Raw genomic sequence first — 17,869 nt, 5'->3', positions numbered from 1 at the left:
TTTCATGGTATAAATGCGGTCTTTTCGAATTTCGGAGTCCGCCATGGCACGCGTATGTCAGGTAACCGGCAAAAAGCCGATGGTTGGGAATAATGTTTCCCACGCAAACAACAAGACCAAGCGTCGTTTCCTTCCCAACCTGCAAAACCGCAAGTTCTGGGTCGAAAGCGAAAACCGCTGGGTTAGCCTACGTATCACCAATGCTGCTCTGCGCACTATCGACAAGAATGGTATCGATGCTGTTCTGGCTGATCTGCGCGCCAGCGGCGAAAAGATCTAAGGACTGAATCATGCGTGAAAAAATCAAACTGGAATCCAGCGCAGGTACTGGTCATTTCTACACCACGACCAAGAACAAGCGCACCATGCCAGAGAAGATGGAGATCAAGAAGTTTGATCCCGTTGCCCGTAAGCATGTCCTGTACAAGGAAACCAAGCTGAAGTAATTGAGCCATTGGTGAAATTGGAAAAGCCCGCAATTGCGGGCTTTTTATTTGTTATTTGACGTAGATAACCGTTTAGCGCCTGGCGCCCCCCTCAAAAACCGGTCAGCTTGCCGCGCCATTAGGCGTATTATCCGCATCTGCGGGATTGGCCAAGCCGTGACCAAAAACATGCACCTCGCGTTGCGGGAATGGAATCGAAATGCCGCGCGCCTTGAATTCATCCCAAAGGTTCAAATAAACAGTGGACGGAATATCGCCCGCCCCATTCTCAGGGTCAGGCACCCACACTGTCAGGTTGAGATCTATACCGCTTTCGCCGAAACCGACCAGCTTAGCATCCGGCGCGGGGTCCTTCATCACACGCGGGTGCCGGCTTGCCACTTCCTTCATCAACTCCAGCGCCGCCCTCAGGTCGGTGTCGTAACCCACCTGGATGGGCAAGGCGATCTTGACGCGCCTGCGGGTGGCCGTATGGTTGACCACCGCGCTGGTAATCAGGGTTTCATTAGGAATGATCACATCTGTCCCATCCAGCTGCCGCAATACCATATACCGCGAGCGCAACTCTTGCACGCTGCCGTAATAGGAACCAATGGTGACAAAATCTCCCAGACTCATGGATTCGTCTAGCAGAATGATGAACCCGCTGACATAATTGCTCGCAATCTTCTGCAGGCCAAAACCCAGCCCTACCCCCAATGCCCCGCCGAACACCGAGAGCAGGGTGATATCGAGGCCAACCGCAGACAAGGCAATCAGTACGGCAATAAACACGAAGGCGATGCGGATCACCTTGTTGATCACCACCCGCATATTGATGGTGATATTGGTGGCCAGCATCAATTTGTTTTCGATCAGGCGGCTCAACCACAAGGCGATGAACACGGTGATCAATACCGTGAACACACCCTGGATCACCAGCCACAAGCTGACGGCGCTCTTGCCAATATTGAAACGTACGCCATCGAGCGCATCGATAATATCGGGCAGCAGGCCTGTCACGTGCAGTACCAGGATCAGCCAGACAACGGTCGAGAATACATTTTCGGTCGTCCTCAGCCACCCGCTGGGTGAAAACACATATCGCAGCACATACACGGCCAAACGGATGACCGCCATGGCAATCAGCAGGCGAGAAGCCAGCTCCAGCAAGCTCGCGCTGTACCAATGGCCGATGATCAATTGCCCGATCAATACCATGACCAGCGAGGAAATCGGGAACAGGACGCGCGTCAGGCCTTCGATTGCCGCATGGTGGGCATTGCTGTTGGCAAGCCGTGCACGTTGCAAGCTATTGATGGACCAGGCGATCACCAAGCTGGCGACAATAATGCCTACTTGCCACAGCACAGCCGCCGAGGAGAAATCGGTAGCCAGGTCTTGCCAGACCGAAAAAATCGTATTGTTCATAGCAAGAAGATCGTTGCAAGTCCGAGGAAAATAAAGAACCCGCCGCTATCCGTCACTGCAGTGATCAGGACGCTGGAGCCGACCGCAGGATCACGGTTGAACTTTGTCGACATCACCAAGGGGATCATCACGCCCATCACGGCAGCCAGCAGCAGGTTCAAGGTCATCGCGGCCGTCATCACGGCACCCAGGGCGATATTATTGTAAAGCAGGTAGGCGATCACCCCGAGCACGCTGCCCCAGATCAGGCCATTGAGCAGCCCCACGCCGGTTTCCTTGATCAGCAGCGACTTGGTGTTGTGGCTGGAGATCTGGCCCAGCGCCAGGCCGCGCACAATCATGGTCGTCGTCTGGTTGCCTGAGTTGCCGCCTATTCCCGCCACGATCGGCATCAGCGCGGCTAGGGCCACCACTTTCTCGATAGACCCTTCAAACAAGCCGATGACGCGGGAGGCCACAAATGCCGTCACCAAATTGATGGCGAGCCACATCCACCGATTCTGCACCGATTTCCATACCGATGCGAAGATATCCTCCTCTTCGCGCAGACCTGCCATGGACAACATGTCGCTTTCCGCTTCCTCACGGATGTAGTCCATTACCGTATCCACGGTGAGACGGCCTACCAGGCGGTTGTTTTCATCCACCACAGGAGCAGTCACCAGATCGTACCGTTCGAACGCTTTGGCCGCTTCGTCGGCCTTGTCTTCAGGGTGGAACACCACGGCGTCATCCGCCATGATCTCAGCAACGCCGGAATCCAGGTCGTTCACCACCAGGCGCTTCAGGGGCAGCACGCCGCGCAGCACATCATTGCGGTCGACCACGAATAATTTGTCCGTGTGGTCCGGCAAACTGCCGATACGCCGCAGATAACGCAAGGCCACTTCCAGGGTAATGTCTTCACGGATCGTAATGATATCGAAGTCCATCAGGCCACCGACTGAGTCGTCGGAATAAGCCAATGCGGACTGCAAGCGTTCGCGGTTGCGGCTATCTAGGCTCTCGAGCAGTTCTTGCAGCACATCCTTGGGCAAGTCGGGCGCCAGGTCCGCCAGCTCGTCTGTATCGAGCTGTTCGGCGGCGGCAAGCAACTCGTCGCTGTCCATGTCCGCGATCAGCGTCTGGCGCACCGCGTCCGACACTTCCAACAGAATCTCGCCGTCGCGCTCGGCCTTGACCAGGTCCCAGACATCCAAACGCTGTTCCAACGGCAGGGCTTCGAGAATATACGCTACGTCGGCAGGATGAAGGCTATCCAGCTTCTTTTGCAGCTCGGCAAGATTTTGTCTGTGCACCAGGGTCTGCACGAGCTCCTGTTTGGGCATATCCTGCTTGTGCACCAACTCCTCAACCAGGCGGTGCTTGTTCAGCAGGGTGATAACCTGTTGCAGGCTTTCCTGCAAACTTTCCTTCGATTCCTGAATATCCGCCATATGCTCTTGAAACCTGTGCCAATATGTTGAGGGAAATGCCTGGCAGGCATTGGTCGCAGTGAGAAATTATATATTCAGCATTGATGCCGCTTCAGCAAATACTAAACTATTTCTTTAAGTATCTTGGGATAAGCCAAAGATTTTTCTATCAATGACGCGCAATGCAAATGAAGGAAATCATCAGTTATAGATTGTAATGATGACCTCCCTTTGACAGATTGCGCGATTCAATCCATACATGTGCCATGACAATGTATTTGGCAAATACTTGATAATAAAAAAGCCGGTTCAAGAACCGGCTTTTTTAGGCTAAGGCTGAGCGCTTATTCAGCTGCTACAACCTCACCATCTGTAGCCAGTTCTGGGCGATCAACCAATTCGACCAATGCCATAGGCGCATTGTCGCCTACGCGGAAACCGCACTTCAGGATACGCAGGTAGCCGCCATTGCGAGTTTGGTAACGAGGACCCAACTCGTTGAAAAGCTTACCGACGATATCGCGGTCGCGCAGGCGGCTGAACGCCAGACGGCGGTTAGCCAGAGTCGCTTCCTTGCCAAGGGTGATCAAAGGCTCTGCTACACGACGCAGTTCCTTTGCCTTTGGCAGGGTCGTCTTGATGATTTCATGGCGAAGCAAAGAGTTAGCCATGTTACGCAGCATAGCTTGACGATGGCTACTGGTGCGGTTTAATTTACGATTGCTGTTGCGATGACGCATAGTGATTCCCTCACACCTTTTCCAGGCCCGCAGGTGGCCAGTTTTCTAGTTTCATGCCCAATGTCAGGCCCTTGGAGGCCAGTACATCCTTAATCTCATTCAAAGATTTACGGCCTAGATTTGGCGCTTTCAACAGCTCATTTTCAGTACGCTGAATCAGGTCACCAATGTAATAAATATTTTCCGCCTTCAAGCAGTTGGCAGAACGCACTGTCAATTCCAGATCATCCACTGGACGCAGCAGGATAGGGTCTACCTGAGGCGCTTGCTTCACTTCAATTTCAGAAGGAGCGCCTTCAAGATCAGCAAATACGGAAAGCTGACCCATCAGGATGCGTGCGGCGTCACGGATAGCTTGCTCAGGCTCAACCACGCCATTCGTTTCAACATCCATGATCAGCTTGTCCAAGTCAGTGCGCTGCTCAACGCGCGCGCTTTCTACTTGGTAGCTTACCTTGCTGATCGGGCTGAAAGAAGCATCCACCTGGATGAAGCCCAATACACGATCTTCATCTTCGCTCTTCTGACGCTGCGGCACAGGCTGATAACCACGGCCCATTTCAACCTTGACTTCAAGATTGAGCTTGCCGCCCTTAGTCAGATGCGCGATCACATGGTCAGGATTGGCGATTTCAGCGTCATGGCCAGTTTCGAAATCACCGGCAGTCACTACCCCTTCGACACTCTTGTTCAATGTCAAAGTGGTTTCGCTCTTGCTATTCAGCTTGAGTGCAACACCTTTGAGGTTCAGCAGGATATCTACCACGTCTTCCTGCACACCATCCAGTGTAGAGTATTCATGCACCACACCATCAATCTTGACTTCGGTAATGGCGAAGCCAGGAATGGAAGACAGCAATACTCGACGCAAGGCGTTACCCAGCGTATAACCAAAACCGCGCTCCATTGGCTCCAGTGTCACCCGTGCACGCACAGGCGAAATCACGTCAACGTCAACAACGCGTGGCTTTAAATATTCAGTCGGACTGTTTTGCATAGCTATCCTTACGGTCCTCGATTTCTTTAAATAAATCAACCACGACAACCCAGTTATCGTGGCTGCAACCTTATATCCAGCTTAGATACGACGCTTCTTCGGTGGACGGCAACCGTTGTGTGGCACGGGGGTCACGTCGGAGATGCTGGTGATCTTGAAACCAACGGCATTCAATGCGCGCACAGCGGATTCGCGACCTGGGCCTGGGCCCTTGATGCGCACTTCCAGATTCTTGACACCGCACTCCTGAGCAGCCTTGCCGGCAGCTTCAGCAGCCACCTGGGCAGCAAAAGGCGTACTCTTACGGGAACCCTTGAAGCCTGCGCCGCCGGAAGTTGCCCAAGACAAAGCGTTACCTTGGCGGTCAGTGATCGTGATGATGGTGTTGTTGAAAGAAGCATGCACGTGAGCAATACCCTCGGCAATATTCTTTTTGACTTTCTTGCGTACGCGTACGTTAGCTTTAGCCATTATTTGCTATTCCTTACTTGGATGCCTTGATAGGCTTGATTGGACCCTTGCGAGTGCGCGCATTGGTCTTAGTGCGTTGACCACGAACCGGCAAACCGCGACGGTGACGGATGCCGCGATAGCAGCCAAGATCCATCAGACGCTTGATGTTCATCGTCACTTCGCGGCGCAAATCGCCTTCCACCTGCAGCTTGGCGACTTCATCACGCAGCTTTTCAACTTCAGCGTCGTTCAAATCCTTGATCTTCGCTGTCGCGGATACGCCTGCAGCCAGACAAATTTGTTTTGCCGTAGTACGGCCCACACCGTAAATCGAAGTCAATGCGATTTCAGTATGTTTATGATTTGGGATGTTTACCCCTGCTATACGAGCCATGTAGCTACTCCAAAATAATGGCGCATCGTTTAATCAAATCGCCAAAAAAGCCCAAAATTTTAACAGCTTGACCGGGTTTTAACAAATAGATTAAAAACCAGCCCCATTTAAAACCACGTTACCGGATTAACCTTGGCGTTGCTTGTGACGTGGGTCAGTGCAAATAATACGCACAACACCACGGCGGCGAACCACCTTGCAATTACGGCACAATGTCTTCACTGATGCACGAACTCTCATCTCTCACCTCTTCGCAAAAATCTTACTTGGCGCGGAAAATAATCCGCGCACGCGATAAATCATAAGGAGTCATTTCCACAGTGACCTTGTCACCGGGCAGGATACGAATATAGTGCATGCGCATCTTGCCTGAAATATAGCCCAGCACGACATGGCCATTTTCCAGTTTGACCCTAAACGTTGCATTCGGGAGGTTCTCGAGAACCTCGCCTTGCATTTCAATACGATCTTCTTTTGCCATACCGCCAATTAACGCGGGAGACCCGCCCCACCCTTAAAGTTAGCTTTTTTCAGCAAGCCTTCATATTGATGCGACATCAAGTGGGATTGCACTTGTGCCATAAAATCCATGGTGACCACCACGATAATCAACAAAGAAGTACCACCAAAATAGAACGGCACATTGAACTTCAGAATCAAGAACTCAGGCAGCAAACATACCGCGGTGATATAGAGAGCACCAGCCAGGGTCAGACGACCCATGATGCGATCGATATATCGCGCAGTCTGCTCACCAGGACGGATCCCTGGAACAAATGCACCACTCTTCTTCAAGTTGTCCGCTGTTTCTTTTGGGTTGAATACCAACGCGGTATAAAAGAAACAGAAGAATATAATTGCCGTAGCAAAGAAAATAATATACAGCGGCTGGCCTGGGGAAAGGGTTGAACCAATATCCTTCAGCCAAGACATGCTTTCGTGGCTACCGAACCACCCAGCCATCGTGGCCGGGAACAAGATAATGCTTGAAGCAAAAATCGGCGGAATCACACCAGCCATGTTGAGCTTCAATGGCAAGTGGCTAGTTTGGCCACCGAACACCTTGCGACCAACCTGGCGCTTCGCGTAGTTCACTGTAATTTTGCGCTGGCCGCGTTCGACAAACACCACGAACGCGGTCACAAGTACGGCAGCGACAAACAGGAACAGTACCAACGGAATCGAGAACGCACCTGTGCGTGCCAACTCCAGAGTACCGCCAATCGCATGTGGCAAGCCTGCGACGATACCGGCGAAAATGATGATGGAAATACCATTACCAATACCGCGCTCGGTGATCTGCTCGCCCAGCCACATCAAGAACATGGTACCGCCGACCAAGGTAATCACCGTGGTGAAGCGGAACATGAAACCTGGATCCAGCACCAGGCCGGCCTGTCCTTCCAATGCGATGGCAATGCCCAATGCCTGGAATGTAGCCAAGAATACCGTGCCATAGCGCGTGTACTTGGTGATAGTGCGGCGACCGCTCTCGCCTTCCTTCTTCAACTGCTCCATGCGCGGGGAAACCACGGTCAGGAGCTGCATGATGATGGAGGCCGAGATATACGGCATGATACCCAAGGCAAAAATCGTAAAACGCTCCAGGGCACCGCCCGAGAACATATTGAACATGCCGAGGATACCGCCGCTCTGCGACTCGAACAGTCGGGCCAGCACATCCGGGTCAATACCGGGAACCGGAATGTGCGCACCAAGACGGAAAACGATCAAGGCACCCAATACGAAAAGCAAGCGGTTTTTCAACTCGCTTACTTTTCCTACCGCACCGAAAATACTATCGTTAGCCACGAATTGATTACTCTACAATCTTGCCGCCAGCTGCTTCAACCGCAGCACGGGCACCCTTGCTCAGCGCCAGACCTTGAACTGTCACAGCCCGAGTCACATCGCCAGAGAGATATACCTTCACAGCGCGAGCGCTGCCAGGGATCACATTGGCTTGCTTCAATGCCAACAGGTCAATCACGTCAGCTTCGATGCGGACCAGATCTGCGGTGCGTACATTGGCAGTATCAGCCTTGGTCAAGGAATTGAAACCACGCTTAGGCAGACGACGTTGCAAAGGCATTTGACCACCCTCGAAACCCACCTTGTGGAAACCACCGGCGCGGGACTTTTGACCCTTGTGGCCGCGGCCACCAGTCTTGCCCAGGCCGGAACCAATACCACGACCAACACGACGCTTGGCGTGCTTAGCGCCTTCAGCAGGCTTGATAGTATTCAGCTTCATTATGCTTCTACCTTTAACAGATAGCTCACCGCATTGATCATGCCGCGATTGGCAGGAGTATCCTGCACTTCAACGGTCTGGTTCAGGCGACGCAGGCCCAGGCCGGCGACGCTTGCGCGATGAGACTTGATTCTACCGATGGTGCTCTTGACCAAGGTCACCTTGATCAAATCATTTGCTTTCTTTGCCTTAGCCATGATGATTAACCTCTGATTTCTTCTACGCTCTTGCCGCGCTTTGCAGCAATCTCAGCAGGAGTATTCATGGACTTCAAGCCGTTCAGGGTGGCGCGTACGACGTTGTATGGATTGGTGGAACCAATACATTTCGCCAATACGTTGGTCACGCCCATCACTTCGAAGATGGCGCGCATTGCACCGCCAGCAATAATGCCGGTACCTTCGGAAGCAGGCTGGATGAATACCTTGGCAGCACCGTGGACACCGGTGACAGCGTGATACAGGGTGCCATTGTTCAGGCTTACCTTGATCATGCTGCGACGAGCTTCGTCCATCGCCTTTTGCACGGCAACCGGCACTTCACGCGCCTTGCCCTTGCCCATACCTACACCACCATCACCGTCACCTACTACGGACAGTGCGGCGAAACTCATGATCCGGCCACCCTTCACCACCTTGGTGACGCGGTTGACGCCGATCATTTTCTCGCGCAAACCATCAGTTTGCTGCTGTTCAATTTCAACTTTTGCCATCATCAACCTCAGTCTTTAGAAGGACAAGCCGTTTTCACGCGCGGCATCAGCCAGCGCCTTGATACGGCCATGGTACTTGTAGCCGGAACGATCAAATGCAACAGTAGTGATACCTGCAGCCTTGGCCTTTTCCGCGATACGCTTACCGACCACTGCGGCAGCGGCAACATTGCCACCGTTCTTGATGTCGTTGCGGACTTCAACCTCAAGGGTGGAAGCGCTAGCAAGCACTTTGTCACCAGTTTCGGCAATAATCTGAGCATAGATGTGGCTGTTGCTACGATGCACACTCAGGCGGATAGCTTTCAACTCGGCGATCTTGGCACGGGTTTTACGTGCACGACGCTGACGTGAATTCACATTACTCATAGCTACACCTTACTTCTTCTTGGTTTCTTTGATAATCACCACTTCATCGGCATAGCGAACACCCTTGCCCTTATAAGGCTCTGGAGCACGATAAGCACGAATCTGCGCGGCGACCTGACCAACCACCTGCTTGTCGGCACCGGTCAACACGATCTCGGTAGGAGATGGTGTTTGCACCGTTACGCCTTCAGGCATCTTGTGGTTCACTGGATGGGAAAAACCCAGGTCCAGGTTCAGGTTAGTGCCCTGTGCCTGCGCCTTGTAACCCACACCAACAAGAGTGAGCTTGCGGGTAAAACCCTGAGAAACACCGGTTACCATATTGAACACCAAGGCACGCAAAGTACCGGACATCGCGCGCGCATGTTGCGACTCACGGGCAACAGCAAATGTCAGATTGTCGCCGTCACGCTCGATCGCAACATCGCCACTCAACGGGAGGGACAACTTGCCGAGCGGGCCGCTGACTGCAATATTGCCAGCACTCAATACCACTTCAACCTTGGCGGGGATAGCGACTGGATTTTTAGCTACACGAGACATTGCTTTCTCCTTAAGCCACTACGCACAGCACTTCGCCACCGATACCGGCGTCACGTGCTTTACGATCAGTCATTACACCCTTGGATGTGGAAACAATCGTCACACCCAACCCATTCATTACCACTGGAATCTCTTGATTGCCGCGATAGATGCGCAGGCCTGGACGGCTTACGCGCTCAATCTTCTCAATCACTGGACGGCCAGCATAGTACTTCAAGCTGATGTTCAGCTGCGGCTTGCCATCGGCATCCTGCACAGCGAAATCATCAATGTAGCCTTCATCCTTCAGCACAGCTGCAATAGCACGCTTGAGCTTGGATGACGGCATGGAAACAGAGACCTTGTTGGTGCTTTGCGCATTACGGATACGCGTCAGCATATCGGCAATCGGATCACTCATACTCATACTAAATTCCTCCGTTACCAGCTAGCCTTGGTGACGCCTGGCACTTCGCCACGCATCATCAACTCGCGCAACTTGCTACGCGCAATGCCGAATTTACTAAACACACCACGTGGACGGCCAGTCAACGCGCAGCGGTTACGCTGGCGGACAGGGCTGGAATTACGAGGCAGACTTTGCAACTTGTTGCGTGCGGCACGACGGTCTTCGGCAGATGCATTGGCATCGTTGATAACCGCAACCAATTCAGCACGCTTGGCTGCATATTTCTTCACTGTGTCGCGACGCTTTTGCTCGCGCTCGATCATGCAGGTTTTTGCCATGATTAGTTCCTAAATGGGAAGCTGAATGCGGAGAGGAGCGCACGCGCCTCTTCATCAGTCTTTGCAGTGGTAGTGATGGTGATATTCAACCCGCGCAATGCATCGATCTTGTCGTATTCGATTTCCGGGAAAATGATTTGCTCACGCACACCCAGATTGTAATTGCCACGACCATCGAAGGACTTAGGGGAAATACCGCGGAAGTCACGAATACGAGGAATAGCCACTGTGATCAGACGATCCAGGAATTCGTACATATGCTCACGACGCAGCGTCACCTTGCAACCAACAGGGTAGCCATCGCGGATTTTGAAGCCGGCGATGGACTTCTTGGCTTTGGTCACGACAACCTTTTGACCTGCGATCTTTTCCAGGTCAGCCACGGCGTTTTCCATGACCTTCTTGTCAGCAACAGCCTCGCCCACACCCATATTCAAGGTGATCTTTTCAATGCGAGGCACTTCCATCACAGACTTATAGTTAAACTGCTCAACCAGCTGCTTAACCACAGTGTCCTTATAAAAATCTTTTAAACGAGCCATGATCTACCCTTATGCGTCCACAACTTCGCCACTGGACTTAAATACGCGAACCTTGCGGCCATCGTCCAACGTCTTGAAGCCAACGCGATCACCCTTCTGGGTGGCACGATTGAATAAAGCAACATTAGAGACGTCGACTGGCATCTCCTTACTGATGATACCGCCAGCCACACCGCGCATTGGGTTGGGCTTGGCATGCTTCTTGACAACATTGATACCTTCGACCAGAACCTGGCCTGTCGCCAACACGCGCAGCACGGTACCGCGCTTGCCTTTATCTTTACCTGTATTCAGGATGACTTCATCACCCTTGCGAATCTTACTCATCCAGCAACTCCTTATAGAACTTCGGGTGCCAGAGAAACGATCTTCATGAAACGCTCGCCACGCAGCTCACGTGTCACCGGCCCGAAAATACGGGTGCCAATCGGTTCCAGCTTGTTGTTCAACAATACTGCAGCGTTGCTATCGAACTTAACCAAGGAACCGTCTGGACGACGAACACCCTTGGCGGTACGAACAACAACCGCGCTATAGACCTCGCCTTTTTTGACGCGACCACGTGGGGCAGCATCCTTCACGCTGACTTTGATGATGTCACCAATGCCTGCATAACGACGCTTAGAACCACCCAACACCTTGATGCACATAACAGAGCGTGCACCGGTGTTATCGGCAACATCCAGCCGAGACTGCATTTGAATCATGAGAATAATCTCCAACTTAATCCGTTAAACCAACACCAGCCGCTTGTCAAAAACGGCTGACAGCACCACGGTCAGTATTGGGGCGCCAGCTTGTTGGGCGCCAAAAGGTCCGACATTATATATTGCCCTTCCAAGCGATTGCAAGTGGAAGGGCAATTTTTATTACACAATACGTGCTTTTTCTACAATCTTGCTAACGCGCCAAGTCTTGGTCTTGGAAAGCGGACGGCTTTCCTCGATCACGACCAGGTCGCCTTCCTTGCACTCATTGTTTTCATCGTGAGCATGGAACTTGTTGGAACGACGCACGACCTTGCCGATCAAAGGATGTTTCACCTTACGCTCGACTAGAACGGTCACAGTCTTGTCCATCTTGTCGCTTACTACACGGCCACTCAAAGTGCGAACTAGTTTTTCAGTTTGATTTTCGCTCATAATGACTCCGCTTAAGCTTGACTTGCATTAGCCGCTTTGGCTTTTTCAGCAAGCACAGAACGAACGCGAGCGATATCACGGCGCACTTTGCCTACTTGGTCAACTTTGTTCAACTGCTGAGTGGCAAGTTGCATGCGCAGAGAAAATTGCGCGCGGCGCAACTCGATCAGCTCATTGTTCAACTCTTCAACAGTCTTGTTTCTCAATTCGGACGCTTTCATGACTAGCTCCCAATATGACGAGTAATGAAGGTAGTCTCGATCGGCAGCTTTGCAGCAGCCAAGCGGAACGCTTCACGTGCCAGCTCTTCACTGACACCGTCCATTTCATACAACATCTTGCCAGGCTGGATCTGGGCAATGTAGTACTCGGTACTACCCTTACCGTTACCCATACGCACTTCAGCAGGCTTCTTGGAAATCGGCTGATCTGGGAAGACGCGGATCCATACACGGCCGCCACGCTTGATATGACGGGTCATCACACGACGAGCCGCTTCAATCTGGCGTGCGGTCAGACGACCACGACCAATTGCCTTCAGACCGAACTCGCCAAAGCTTACCTTGTTACCGGTAGTTGCGATGCCCTTGTTGCGGCCTTTCTGCATCTTACGGAATTTCTGTCTAGCTGGTTGCAGCATTTTTTGCCCCCGACTTTCTTACTTTCTTTTCTGGCTCAGCAGGTTGAGCGGCTTGTTCGAGCTTGTTGCCGAACACTTCGCCCTTGAACACCCATACCTTGATACCGATGATACCGTAGGTAGTCTTTGCTTCTGCCACACCGTAATCGATATCGGCACGCAATGTATGCAAAGGCACACGGCCTTCGCGATACCATTCAGTACGCGCGATTTCGATACCATTCAAACGACCCGAACTCATGATCTTGATGCCTTGGGCACCCAGGCGCATCGCGTTCTGCATCGCACGCTTCATGGCACGGCGGAACATCACGCGCTTTTCAAGCTGCTGGGCAATGCTTTCGGCGATCAGTGTCGCATCGATCTCAGGCTTGCGGACTTCTTCAATGTTCAAGTGAACAGGAACACCCATCAAGCCTTGCAAGCCGGAACGCAAGGACTCGATGTCCTCGCCCTTCTTGCCGATCACGATGCCAGGGCGTGCGCTGTAGATGGTGATCTTGGCGTTCTTGGCAGGACGCTCGATCACGATCTTGCTTACAGCAGCATGAGCGAGCTTCTTCTTCAGAAATTCGCGCACCTTGATGTCACTGCTCAGCATCGCAGGGAAATTATTACTATTGGAATACCAACGAGAAGACCAGTTCTTCTGGACGCTCAGACGGAAACCAAACGGATGAATTTTCTGACCCATAACGATTCCTTTAGTTACCAACGGTCACAGTAATGTGACAAGTTGGCTTGATAATCCGTCCAGCGCGACCCTTGGCACGAGCGCGAATACGCTTCAATACCAGACCCTTGTCGACATAAATCGAAGTCACCCTCAACTCATCGATATCTGCGCCTTCATTGTGCTCTGCATTGGCAATGGCAGACTCAACCACCTTCTTGATAATTTCAGCACCTTTCTTAGGCGTGAAATTCAGGATATTGAGTGCATTGTCAACTTTCTTGCCGCGGACCAAGTCAGCAACCAAGCGAGCCTTTTGTGGGGACAGATGAACACCTCTTAATACTGCAGATACTTCCATCGTCTTCTCCTACCTCTTGGCCTTCTTGTCGGCAGCATGACCCTTAAACGTACGGGTCAGCGCAAATTCGCCGAGCTTGTGACCTACCATGTTTTCAGAAATCAACACCGGCACATGCTGCCTGCCGTTGTGAACCGCAATGGTCAAACCAATGAAATCAGGCAGGATGGTAGAACGACGGGACCAAGTCTTGATTGGCTTCCTGTCGCGTGTGGCTGCAGCAGCCTCTACTTTCTTAGCCAGATGGCCATCAACGAATGGCCCTTTCTTAATTGAACGTGCCATATTGATTACCTCTTATTCGCAGGACGACGGCTGACGCGCATGTTATCCGTACGCTTATTGCTACGTGTACGATAACCCTTTGTTGGCAGACCCCATGGGCTGACAGGGTTCATACCAGCAGCAGTCTTACCTTCACCACCACCGTGCGGGTGATCGACAGGGTTCATGACCACACCGCGGACGGTAGGACGAACACCACGCCAGCGCACAGCACCAGCCTTACCGATGGAGCGCAGGGAATGCTCTTCATTACCCACTTCACCAATGGTTGCCTTGCAGTCGACGTGCACGCGGCGAACTTCGCCGGAACGCAGACGCAGCTGAGCATAACTGCCTTCGCGCGCCAACAACTGCACGGAAGTACCGGCGGAACGCGCAATTTGCGCACCCTTGCCAGGCTGCAACTCGATGCAATGGATGGTGCTACCGACAGGAATATTGCGCAAAGGCAATGCATTACCTGCACGAATAGGCGCATCAGAACCACTCACCAATTGCGCACCAGCGGAAACACCGCGAGGAGCAATGATGTAGCGGCGCTCGCCATCCGCATATACCAGCAGCGCCAAGTGAGCACTACGGTTTGGATCATATTCCAGACGCTCGACCTTGGCTGGAATACCATCCTTGTTACGACGGAAGTCAACAATACGGTAATGTTGCTTGTGACCGCCACCTTGATGGCGCGTCGTGATATGACCGTTGTTGTTGCGACCAGCTTTCTTGCTCTGCTTCTCCAGCAGCGGCGCATAGGGCTTACCCTTGTGCAGCTCAGGTGTCACCACCTTGACTACGGCGCGCCGGCCTGGGGAAGTAGGCTTGACTTTAATCAGTGCCATGATTTCTCCTATTCGCCCGCTGCGAAGTTAATTTCTTGACCTGGCTTCAGGCTAACATAAGCCTTTTTCCAGTCCTTGCGGCGGCCGAATGTACGACCAGCACGCTTTACCTTGCCGCCCACGTTGACAACCGTCACGGCATCAACCTCCACCTTGAACACCAATTCAACCGCAGCCTTGATTTCTGGCTTGGTTGCATCAGTACGCACGCGGAAAGCGATTTGCTGATGCTTGTCAGCAACACGGGTAGCCTTTTCTGTAATTTGTGGCGCAAGAATGACTTGCAACAAACGTTCCTGAGTACTCAATGCGCTCATGCCAGGATCTCCTCAAGCTTCTTAACAGCACCTGCAGTAGCCAGAACTTGCGGGAAGCGCACCAAGCTTACAGGATCAACATATTGCGCTTCGAGAACCAGAACGTGTGGCAGGTTGCGAGCGGACAAATACAAGTTTTCATCAAACTTATCCACCAACACCAGCAAGCCTTCGTTGTAGCCAAGACCCTTGATTTTCTCAACCAATTGCTTGGTCTTTGGCGTATCGACCGCAAATTCCTCAACCGCACTCAGGCGATCTTGACGCACCAGCTCGGACAAGATGGAACGCACACCGGCACGATAGGCCTTGCGGTTGATCTTGTGGCTGAAGTTTTCGTCAGGAGTGTTAGGGAATGCACGACCACCTCCGCGCCAGATGGTGCTGGAGCTCATACCGGAACGAGCACGACCGGTACCCTTCTGATTCCACGGCTTCTTGGTAGTGTGACTGACTTCCGCACGAGTCAATTGAGCGCGAGTTGCAGTGCGTGCGTTTGCCTGATAGGCGACCACAACTTGATGCACCAACGCTTCATTGAATTCACGACCGAAAGTCGTTTCAGAAACAGCCAAACCAGCCTTAGCGGGCTTGCCATTCTTATCGATTAACTTGATTTCCATTATGCCTTCACCTTCACACTAGGGCGCACGACAACATCGCCGCCTTTAGAGCCAGGAATCGCACCCTTGATCAACAATAGGTTACGCTCAGCATCCACACGCACGATCTCAAGATTCTGTACGGTGGTCTTCACAGCACCCAGGTGACCAGGCATGCGCTTACCAGGGAAAACGCGGCCAGGATCCTGCGCCATACCGATGGAGCCGGGCACATTGTGGGACCTGGAGTTACCGTGGGAAGCACGATTGGAAGCAAAATTGTGACGCTTGATAGCACCTGCAAAACCCTTACCCAGGGAAGTGCCGGTGACATCAACCAACTGGCCAGCCTGAAACAGCTCGACAGTGATCTGGCCGCCTACATTGTAGTTAGCCAATACGTCATCAGAAACAGGGAATTCCTTGATACCAGCACCAGCAGCAACGCCGGCTTTGGCATAATGACCGGTCAATGCCTTACCAATGCGGCTGGCACGACGCTCACCGTAAGCAACTTGAAGGCTGGTATAGCCGTCGCTTGCAGCAGTCTTGATCTGTGTCACACGGTTAGGTACGACTTCCAGCACTGTTACCGGAACGCTTTCGCCTTCATCGGTAAAAATGCGGGTCATGCCCACCTTGCGACCAATAAGCCCTAAGCTCATGATCGATTCCTTATAATAATTAAAAAGGCCGATTACAATTGACCGACCCGGGTACGCGAAAGGGTCGGATTATATCCGACCCACTTCAAAAACACAAGTTACAGCTTGATTTCTACATCAACGCCAGCTGGCAGGTCCAGCTTCATCAATGCATCAACCGTCTTGTCAGTAGGATCAACAATATCCATCAAGCGCTGATGAGTACGGATTTCGAACTGATCGCGAGATGTCTTATTGACGTGGGGAGAACGCAGAATATCAAAGCGCTCAATACGAGTTGGCAAAGGTACGGGACCTTTGACCACTGCACCAGTACGCTTGGCCGTTTCAACGATCTCAAGTGCGGACTGATCAATCAGACGATAATCAAACGCCTTGAGGCGGATACGGATTTTTTGAGCTGCCATGTTATTTCCTTAAAGAGCGATATTTCTAAAGAGCGAAAAGGCCGCAGGCATCAAATGCTTGCGGCCCAACCAGAATGACTTACTCTACGATCTTAGCCACAACACCGGCACCGACGGTACGGCCGCCTTCACGAATCGCGAAGCGCAGACCTTCTTCCATCGCGATCGGCGCGATCAGGGAGACGGTGATGGAGACGTTGTCGCCCGGCATGACCATTTCGGTACCCGCTGGCAGCTCTACTGCGCCGGTCACGTCGGTGGTGCGGAAGTAGAATTGTGGACGGTAGCCGTTGAAGAATGGGGTATGGCGGCCGCCTTCGTCCTTGCCCAGCACGTAGATTTCGGCAGTGAATTTGGTGTGCGGCTTGATGGAGCCTACCTTGGAGAGCACTTGGCCGCGCTCGACTTCTTCACGCTTGGTACCACGCAGCAGTACGCCGACGTTGTCGCCCGCTTGACCTTGGTCGAGCAGTTTGCGGAACATTTCGACACCGGTACAGGTGGTCTTGAGGGTTGGCTTGAGGCCGACGATTTCGATTTCGTCGCCAACTTTGACGATGCCACGTTCTACACGGCCGGTCACGACGGTACCACGACCGGAGATGGAGAATACGTCTTCTACTGGCATGAGGAAGGTGCCGTCAACTGCACGCTCCGGTGTCGGGATGTAGCTGTCCAGGGCTTCTGCCAGACGGAAGATGGCAGGTTCGCCGATGTCGGATTGGTCGCCTTCGAGGGCGAGCTTGGCGGAGCCCTTGACGATGGGGGTGTCGTCTCCAGGGAATTCGTACTTGGAGAGGAGTTCGCGCACTTCCATTTCAACGAGTTCGAGCAGTTCTGCGTCGTCGACCATGTCGGCCTTGTTCAGGAAGACGATGATGTAGGGTACGCCAACTTGACGGGCGAGCAGGATGTGTTCGCGGGTTTGTGGCATGGG

Annotated in this window: 33 protein-coding genes; 2 read left to right on the top strand and 31 right to left on the bottom strand. The window is 52.5% G+C overall.

Annotated features, from left to right (window positions below):
• Positions 1–43: 43 nt before the first annotated feature.
• The gene (gene rpmB, locus ACKF11_RS00165) at positions 44–280 is read left to right on the top strand and encodes a 50S ribosomal protein L28 (protein ID WP_011478680.1); all 237 of its coding nucleotides are present in this window, start codon (positions 44–46) and stop codon (positions 278–280) included.
• Between the two features lie 10 nt (positions 281–290).
• Positions 291–446: a 50S ribosomal protein L33 gene (rpmG, locus tag ACKF11_RS00160; RefSeq protein WP_011478679.1), complete on the top strand. Its 156-nt coding sequence runs from the start codon at positions 291–293 to the stop codon at positions 444–446.
• Positions 447–548: 102 nt separating this feature from the next.
• Here rpmG and ACKF11_RS00155 read toward each other — a convergent pair whose 3' ends face one another.
• The 31 genes from ACKF11_RS00155 to ACKF11_RS00005 all read right to left on the bottom strand — a co-directional run.
• Complete coding sequence (locus ACKF11_RS00155; RefSeq protein WP_407995536.1) at positions 549–1,856, bottom strand: mechanosensitive ion channel family protein; 1,308 nt, start codon at positions 1,854–1,856, stop codon at positions 549–551.
• The gene (mgtE, locus tag ACKF11_RS00150) at positions 1,853–3,292 is read right to left on the bottom strand and encodes a magnesium transporter (protein WP_407995535.1); all 1,440 of its coding nucleotides are present in this window, start codon (positions 3,290–3,292) and stop codon (positions 1,853–1,855) included. Before mgtE ends, ACKF11_RS00155 begins: the two co-directional genes overlap by 4 nt.
• Before the next feature lie 323 nt (positions 3,293–3,615).
• On the bottom strand, positions 3,616–4,011 hold the full coding sequence (gene rplQ, locus ACKF11_RS00145; RefSeq protein ID WP_230346588.1) for a 50S ribosomal protein L17: 396 nt from the start codon (positions 4,009–4,011) through the stop codon (positions 3,616–3,618).
• Between the two features lie 10 nt (positions 4,012–4,021).
• Positions 4,022–5,008 (bottom strand): DNA-directed RNA polymerase subunit alpha, encoded by a 987-nt coding sequence (locus ACKF11_RS00140; RefSeq protein ID WP_309564207.1) that lies wholly within the window; start codon positions 5,006–5,008, stop codon positions 4,022–4,024.
• An 81-nt stretch (positions 5,009–5,089) separates the two neighbouring features.
• Positions 5,090–5,479 (bottom strand): 30S ribosomal protein S11, encoded by a 390-nt coding sequence (gene rpsK / locus ACKF11_RS00135; RefSeq protein ID WP_011478671.1) that lies wholly within the window; start codon positions 5,477–5,479, stop codon positions 5,090–5,092.
• A gap of 13 nt (positions 5,480–5,492) precedes the next feature.
• Positions 5,493–5,855 carry a 30S ribosomal protein S13 gene (gene rpsM / locus ACKF11_RS00130; protein WP_011478670.1) on the bottom strand — a complete coding sequence of 121 codons (363 nt, stop codon included), beginning with the start codon at positions 5,853–5,855 and terminating at the stop codon, positions 5,493–5,495.
• Between the two features lie 126 nt (positions 5,856–5,981).
• Positions 5,982–6,095, bottom strand: coding sequence for a 50S ribosomal protein L36 (rpmJ, locus tag ACKF11_RS00125; RefSeq protein WP_081620790.1), 114 nt, complete (start codon positions 6,093–6,095; stop codon positions 5,982–5,984).
• A gap of 22 nt (positions 6,096–6,117) precedes the next feature.
• Positions 6,118–6,336: a translation initiation factor IF-1 gene (gene infA / locus ACKF11_RS00120; protein ID WP_011478668.1), complete on the bottom strand. Its 219-nt coding sequence runs from the start codon at positions 6,334–6,336 to the stop codon at positions 6,118–6,120.
• Positions 6,337–6,344: 8 nt separating this feature from the next.
• Positions 6,345–7,667 (bottom strand): preprotein translocase subunit SecY, encoded by a 1,323-nt coding sequence (secY, locus tag ACKF11_RS00115; RefSeq protein WP_407994579.1) that lies wholly within the window; start codon positions 7,665–7,667, stop codon positions 6,345–6,347.
• A gap of 7 nt (positions 7,668–7,674) precedes the next feature.
• The gene (gene rplO, locus ACKF11_RS00110; protein WP_309564205.1) at positions 7,675–8,109 is read right to left on the bottom strand and encodes a 50S ribosomal protein L15; all 435 of its coding nucleotides are present in this window, start codon (positions 8,107–8,109) and stop codon (positions 7,675–7,677) included.
• Positions 8,109–8,306 carry a 50S ribosomal protein L30 gene (rpmD, locus tag ACKF11_RS00105; protein ID WP_309564204.1) on the bottom strand — a complete coding sequence of 66 codons (198 nt, stop codon included), beginning with the start codon at positions 8,304–8,306 and terminating at the stop codon, positions 8,109–8,111. Before rpmD ends, rplO begins: the two co-directional genes overlap by 1 nt.
• A gap of 5 nt (positions 8,307–8,311) precedes the next feature.
• Positions 8,312–8,821: a 30S ribosomal protein S5 gene (gene rpsE / locus ACKF11_RS00100; RefSeq protein WP_011478664.1), complete on the bottom strand. Its 510-nt coding sequence runs from the start codon at positions 8,819–8,821 to the stop codon at positions 8,312–8,314.
• Between the two features lie 15 nt (positions 8,822–8,836).
• On the bottom strand, positions 8,837–9,190 hold the full coding sequence (gene rplR, locus ACKF11_RS00095) for a 50S ribosomal protein L18 (protein WP_407995534.1): 354 nt from the start codon (positions 9,188–9,190) through the stop codon (positions 8,837–8,839).
• Between the two features lie 9 nt (positions 9,191–9,199).
• Positions 9,200–9,733, bottom strand: a complete 534-nt coding sequence (gene rplF, locus ACKF11_RS00090; protein WP_407994578.1) for a 50S ribosomal protein L6 — start codon at positions 9,731–9,733, stop codon at positions 9,200–9,202.
• A gap of 10 nt (positions 9,734–9,743) precedes the next feature.
• The gene (gene rpsH, locus ACKF11_RS00085) at positions 9,744–10,139 is read right to left on the bottom strand and encodes a 30S ribosomal protein S8 (RefSeq protein ID WP_309564201.1); all 396 of its coding nucleotides are present in this window, start codon (positions 10,137–10,139) and stop codon (positions 9,744–9,746) included.
• Positions 10,140–10,153: 14 nt separating this feature from the next.
• A complete protein-coding gene (rpsN, locus tag ACKF11_RS00080) occupies positions 10,154–10,459 on the bottom strand; it encodes a 30S ribosomal protein S14 (protein WP_407995533.1) in 306 nt (101 codons plus the stop codon).
• 2 nt (positions 10,460–10,461) lie between these two features.
• The gene (rplE, locus tag ACKF11_RS00075; protein WP_309564199.1) at positions 10,462–11,001 is read right to left on the bottom strand and encodes a 50S ribosomal protein L5; all 540 of its coding nucleotides are present in this window, start codon (positions 10,999–11,001) and stop codon (positions 10,462–10,464) included.
• 9 nt (positions 11,002–11,010) lie between these two features.
• Positions 11,011–11,328: a 50S ribosomal protein L24 gene (gene rplX, locus ACKF11_RS00070; protein ID WP_309564198.1), complete on the bottom strand. Its 318-nt coding sequence runs from the start codon at positions 11,326–11,328 to the stop codon at positions 11,011–11,013.
• An 11-nt stretch (positions 11,329–11,339) separates the two neighbouring features.
• Complete coding sequence (gene rplN / locus ACKF11_RS00065) at positions 11,340–11,708, bottom strand: 50S ribosomal protein L14 (protein ID WP_011478657.1); 369 nt, start codon at positions 11,706–11,708, stop codon at positions 11,340–11,342.
• 162 nt (positions 11,709–11,870) lie between these two features.
• On the bottom strand, positions 11,871–12,143 hold the full coding sequence (gene rpsQ, locus ACKF11_RS00060; RefSeq protein WP_025872351.1) for a 30S ribosomal protein S17: 273 nt from the start codon (positions 12,141–12,143) through the stop codon (positions 11,871–11,873).
• 11 nt (positions 12,144–12,154) lie between these two features.
• Positions 12,155–12,364: a 50S ribosomal protein L29 gene (gene rpmC, locus ACKF11_RS00055; protein WP_011478655.1), complete on the bottom strand. Its 210-nt coding sequence runs from the start codon at positions 12,362–12,364 to the stop codon at positions 12,155–12,157.
• A 2-nt stretch (positions 12,365–12,366) separates the two neighbouring features.
• A complete protein-coding gene (gene rplP, locus ACKF11_RS00050) occupies positions 12,367–12,783 on the bottom strand; it encodes a 50S ribosomal protein L16 (RefSeq protein ID WP_011478654.1) in 417 nt (138 codons plus the stop codon).
• Complete coding sequence (rpsC, locus tag ACKF11_RS00045) at positions 12,767–13,477, bottom strand: 30S ribosomal protein S3 (RefSeq protein ID WP_407995532.1); 711 nt, start codon at positions 13,475–13,477, stop codon at positions 12,767–12,769. The genes rplP and rpsC overlap by 17 nt, the downstream gene beginning before the upstream one ends.
• Positions 13,478–13,487: 10 nt before the next feature.
• Complete coding sequence (gene rplV, locus ACKF11_RS00040) at positions 13,488–13,817, bottom strand: 50S ribosomal protein L22 (protein WP_230343045.1); 330 nt, start codon at positions 13,815–13,817, stop codon at positions 13,488–13,490.
• Positions 13,818–13,826: 9 nt separating this feature from the next.
• Entirely contained in the window at positions 13,827–14,102 is a 276-nt protein-coding gene (rpsS, locus tag ACKF11_RS00035; protein ID WP_407994576.1) for a 30S ribosomal protein S19, read from the bottom strand.
• Between the two features lie 5 nt (positions 14,103–14,107).
• Positions 14,108–14,941: a 50S ribosomal protein L2 gene (gene rplB, locus ACKF11_RS00030; protein WP_407995531.1), complete on the bottom strand. Its 834-nt coding sequence runs from the start codon at positions 14,939–14,941 to the stop codon at positions 14,108–14,110.
• 8 nt (positions 14,942–14,949) lie between these two features.
• The gene (gene rplW / locus ACKF11_RS00025; RefSeq protein WP_309564193.1) at positions 14,950–15,258 is read right to left on the bottom strand and encodes a 50S ribosomal protein L23; all 309 of its coding nucleotides are present in this window, start codon (positions 15,256–15,258) and stop codon (positions 14,950–14,952) included.
• Positions 15,255–15,881 (bottom strand): 50S ribosomal protein L4, encoded by a 627-nt coding sequence (gene rplD, locus ACKF11_RS00020; protein WP_407995530.1) that lies wholly within the window; start codon positions 15,879–15,881, stop codon positions 15,255–15,257. The genes rplW and rplD overlap by 4 nt, the downstream gene beginning before the upstream one ends.
• Positions 15,881–16,525 carry a 50S ribosomal protein L3 gene (gene rplC / locus ACKF11_RS00015; protein ID WP_309564191.1) on the bottom strand — a complete coding sequence of 215 codons (645 nt, stop codon included), beginning with the start codon at positions 16,523–16,525 and terminating at the stop codon, positions 15,881–15,883. The genes rplD and rplC overlap by 1 nt, the downstream gene beginning before the upstream one ends.
• 98 nt (positions 16,526–16,623) lie before the next feature.
• Positions 16,624–16,932 (bottom strand): 30S ribosomal protein S10, encoded by a 309-nt coding sequence (rpsJ, locus tag ACKF11_RS00010; protein WP_011478646.1) that lies wholly within the window; start codon positions 16,930–16,932, stop codon positions 16,624–16,626.
• 79 nt (positions 16,933–17,011) lie between these two features.
• Positions 17,012–17,869, bottom strand: an 858-nt coding sequence (locus ACKF11_RS00005; RefSeq protein WP_407995529.1) for an elongation factor Tu, incomplete at its 5' end; no start/stop codon positions are given.

This window comes from Methylobacillus draconifructus, from assembly GCF_045984385.1.
GTDB classification, from domain to species: domain Bacteria; phylum Pseudomonadota; class Gammaproteobacteria; order Burkholderiales; family Methylophilaceae; genus Methylobacillus; species Methylobacillus flagellatus_A.
The sequence above is the reverse complement of the archived record's forward strand: the minus strand, read 5'-3'. Positions and strand labels throughout refer to the sequence as shown.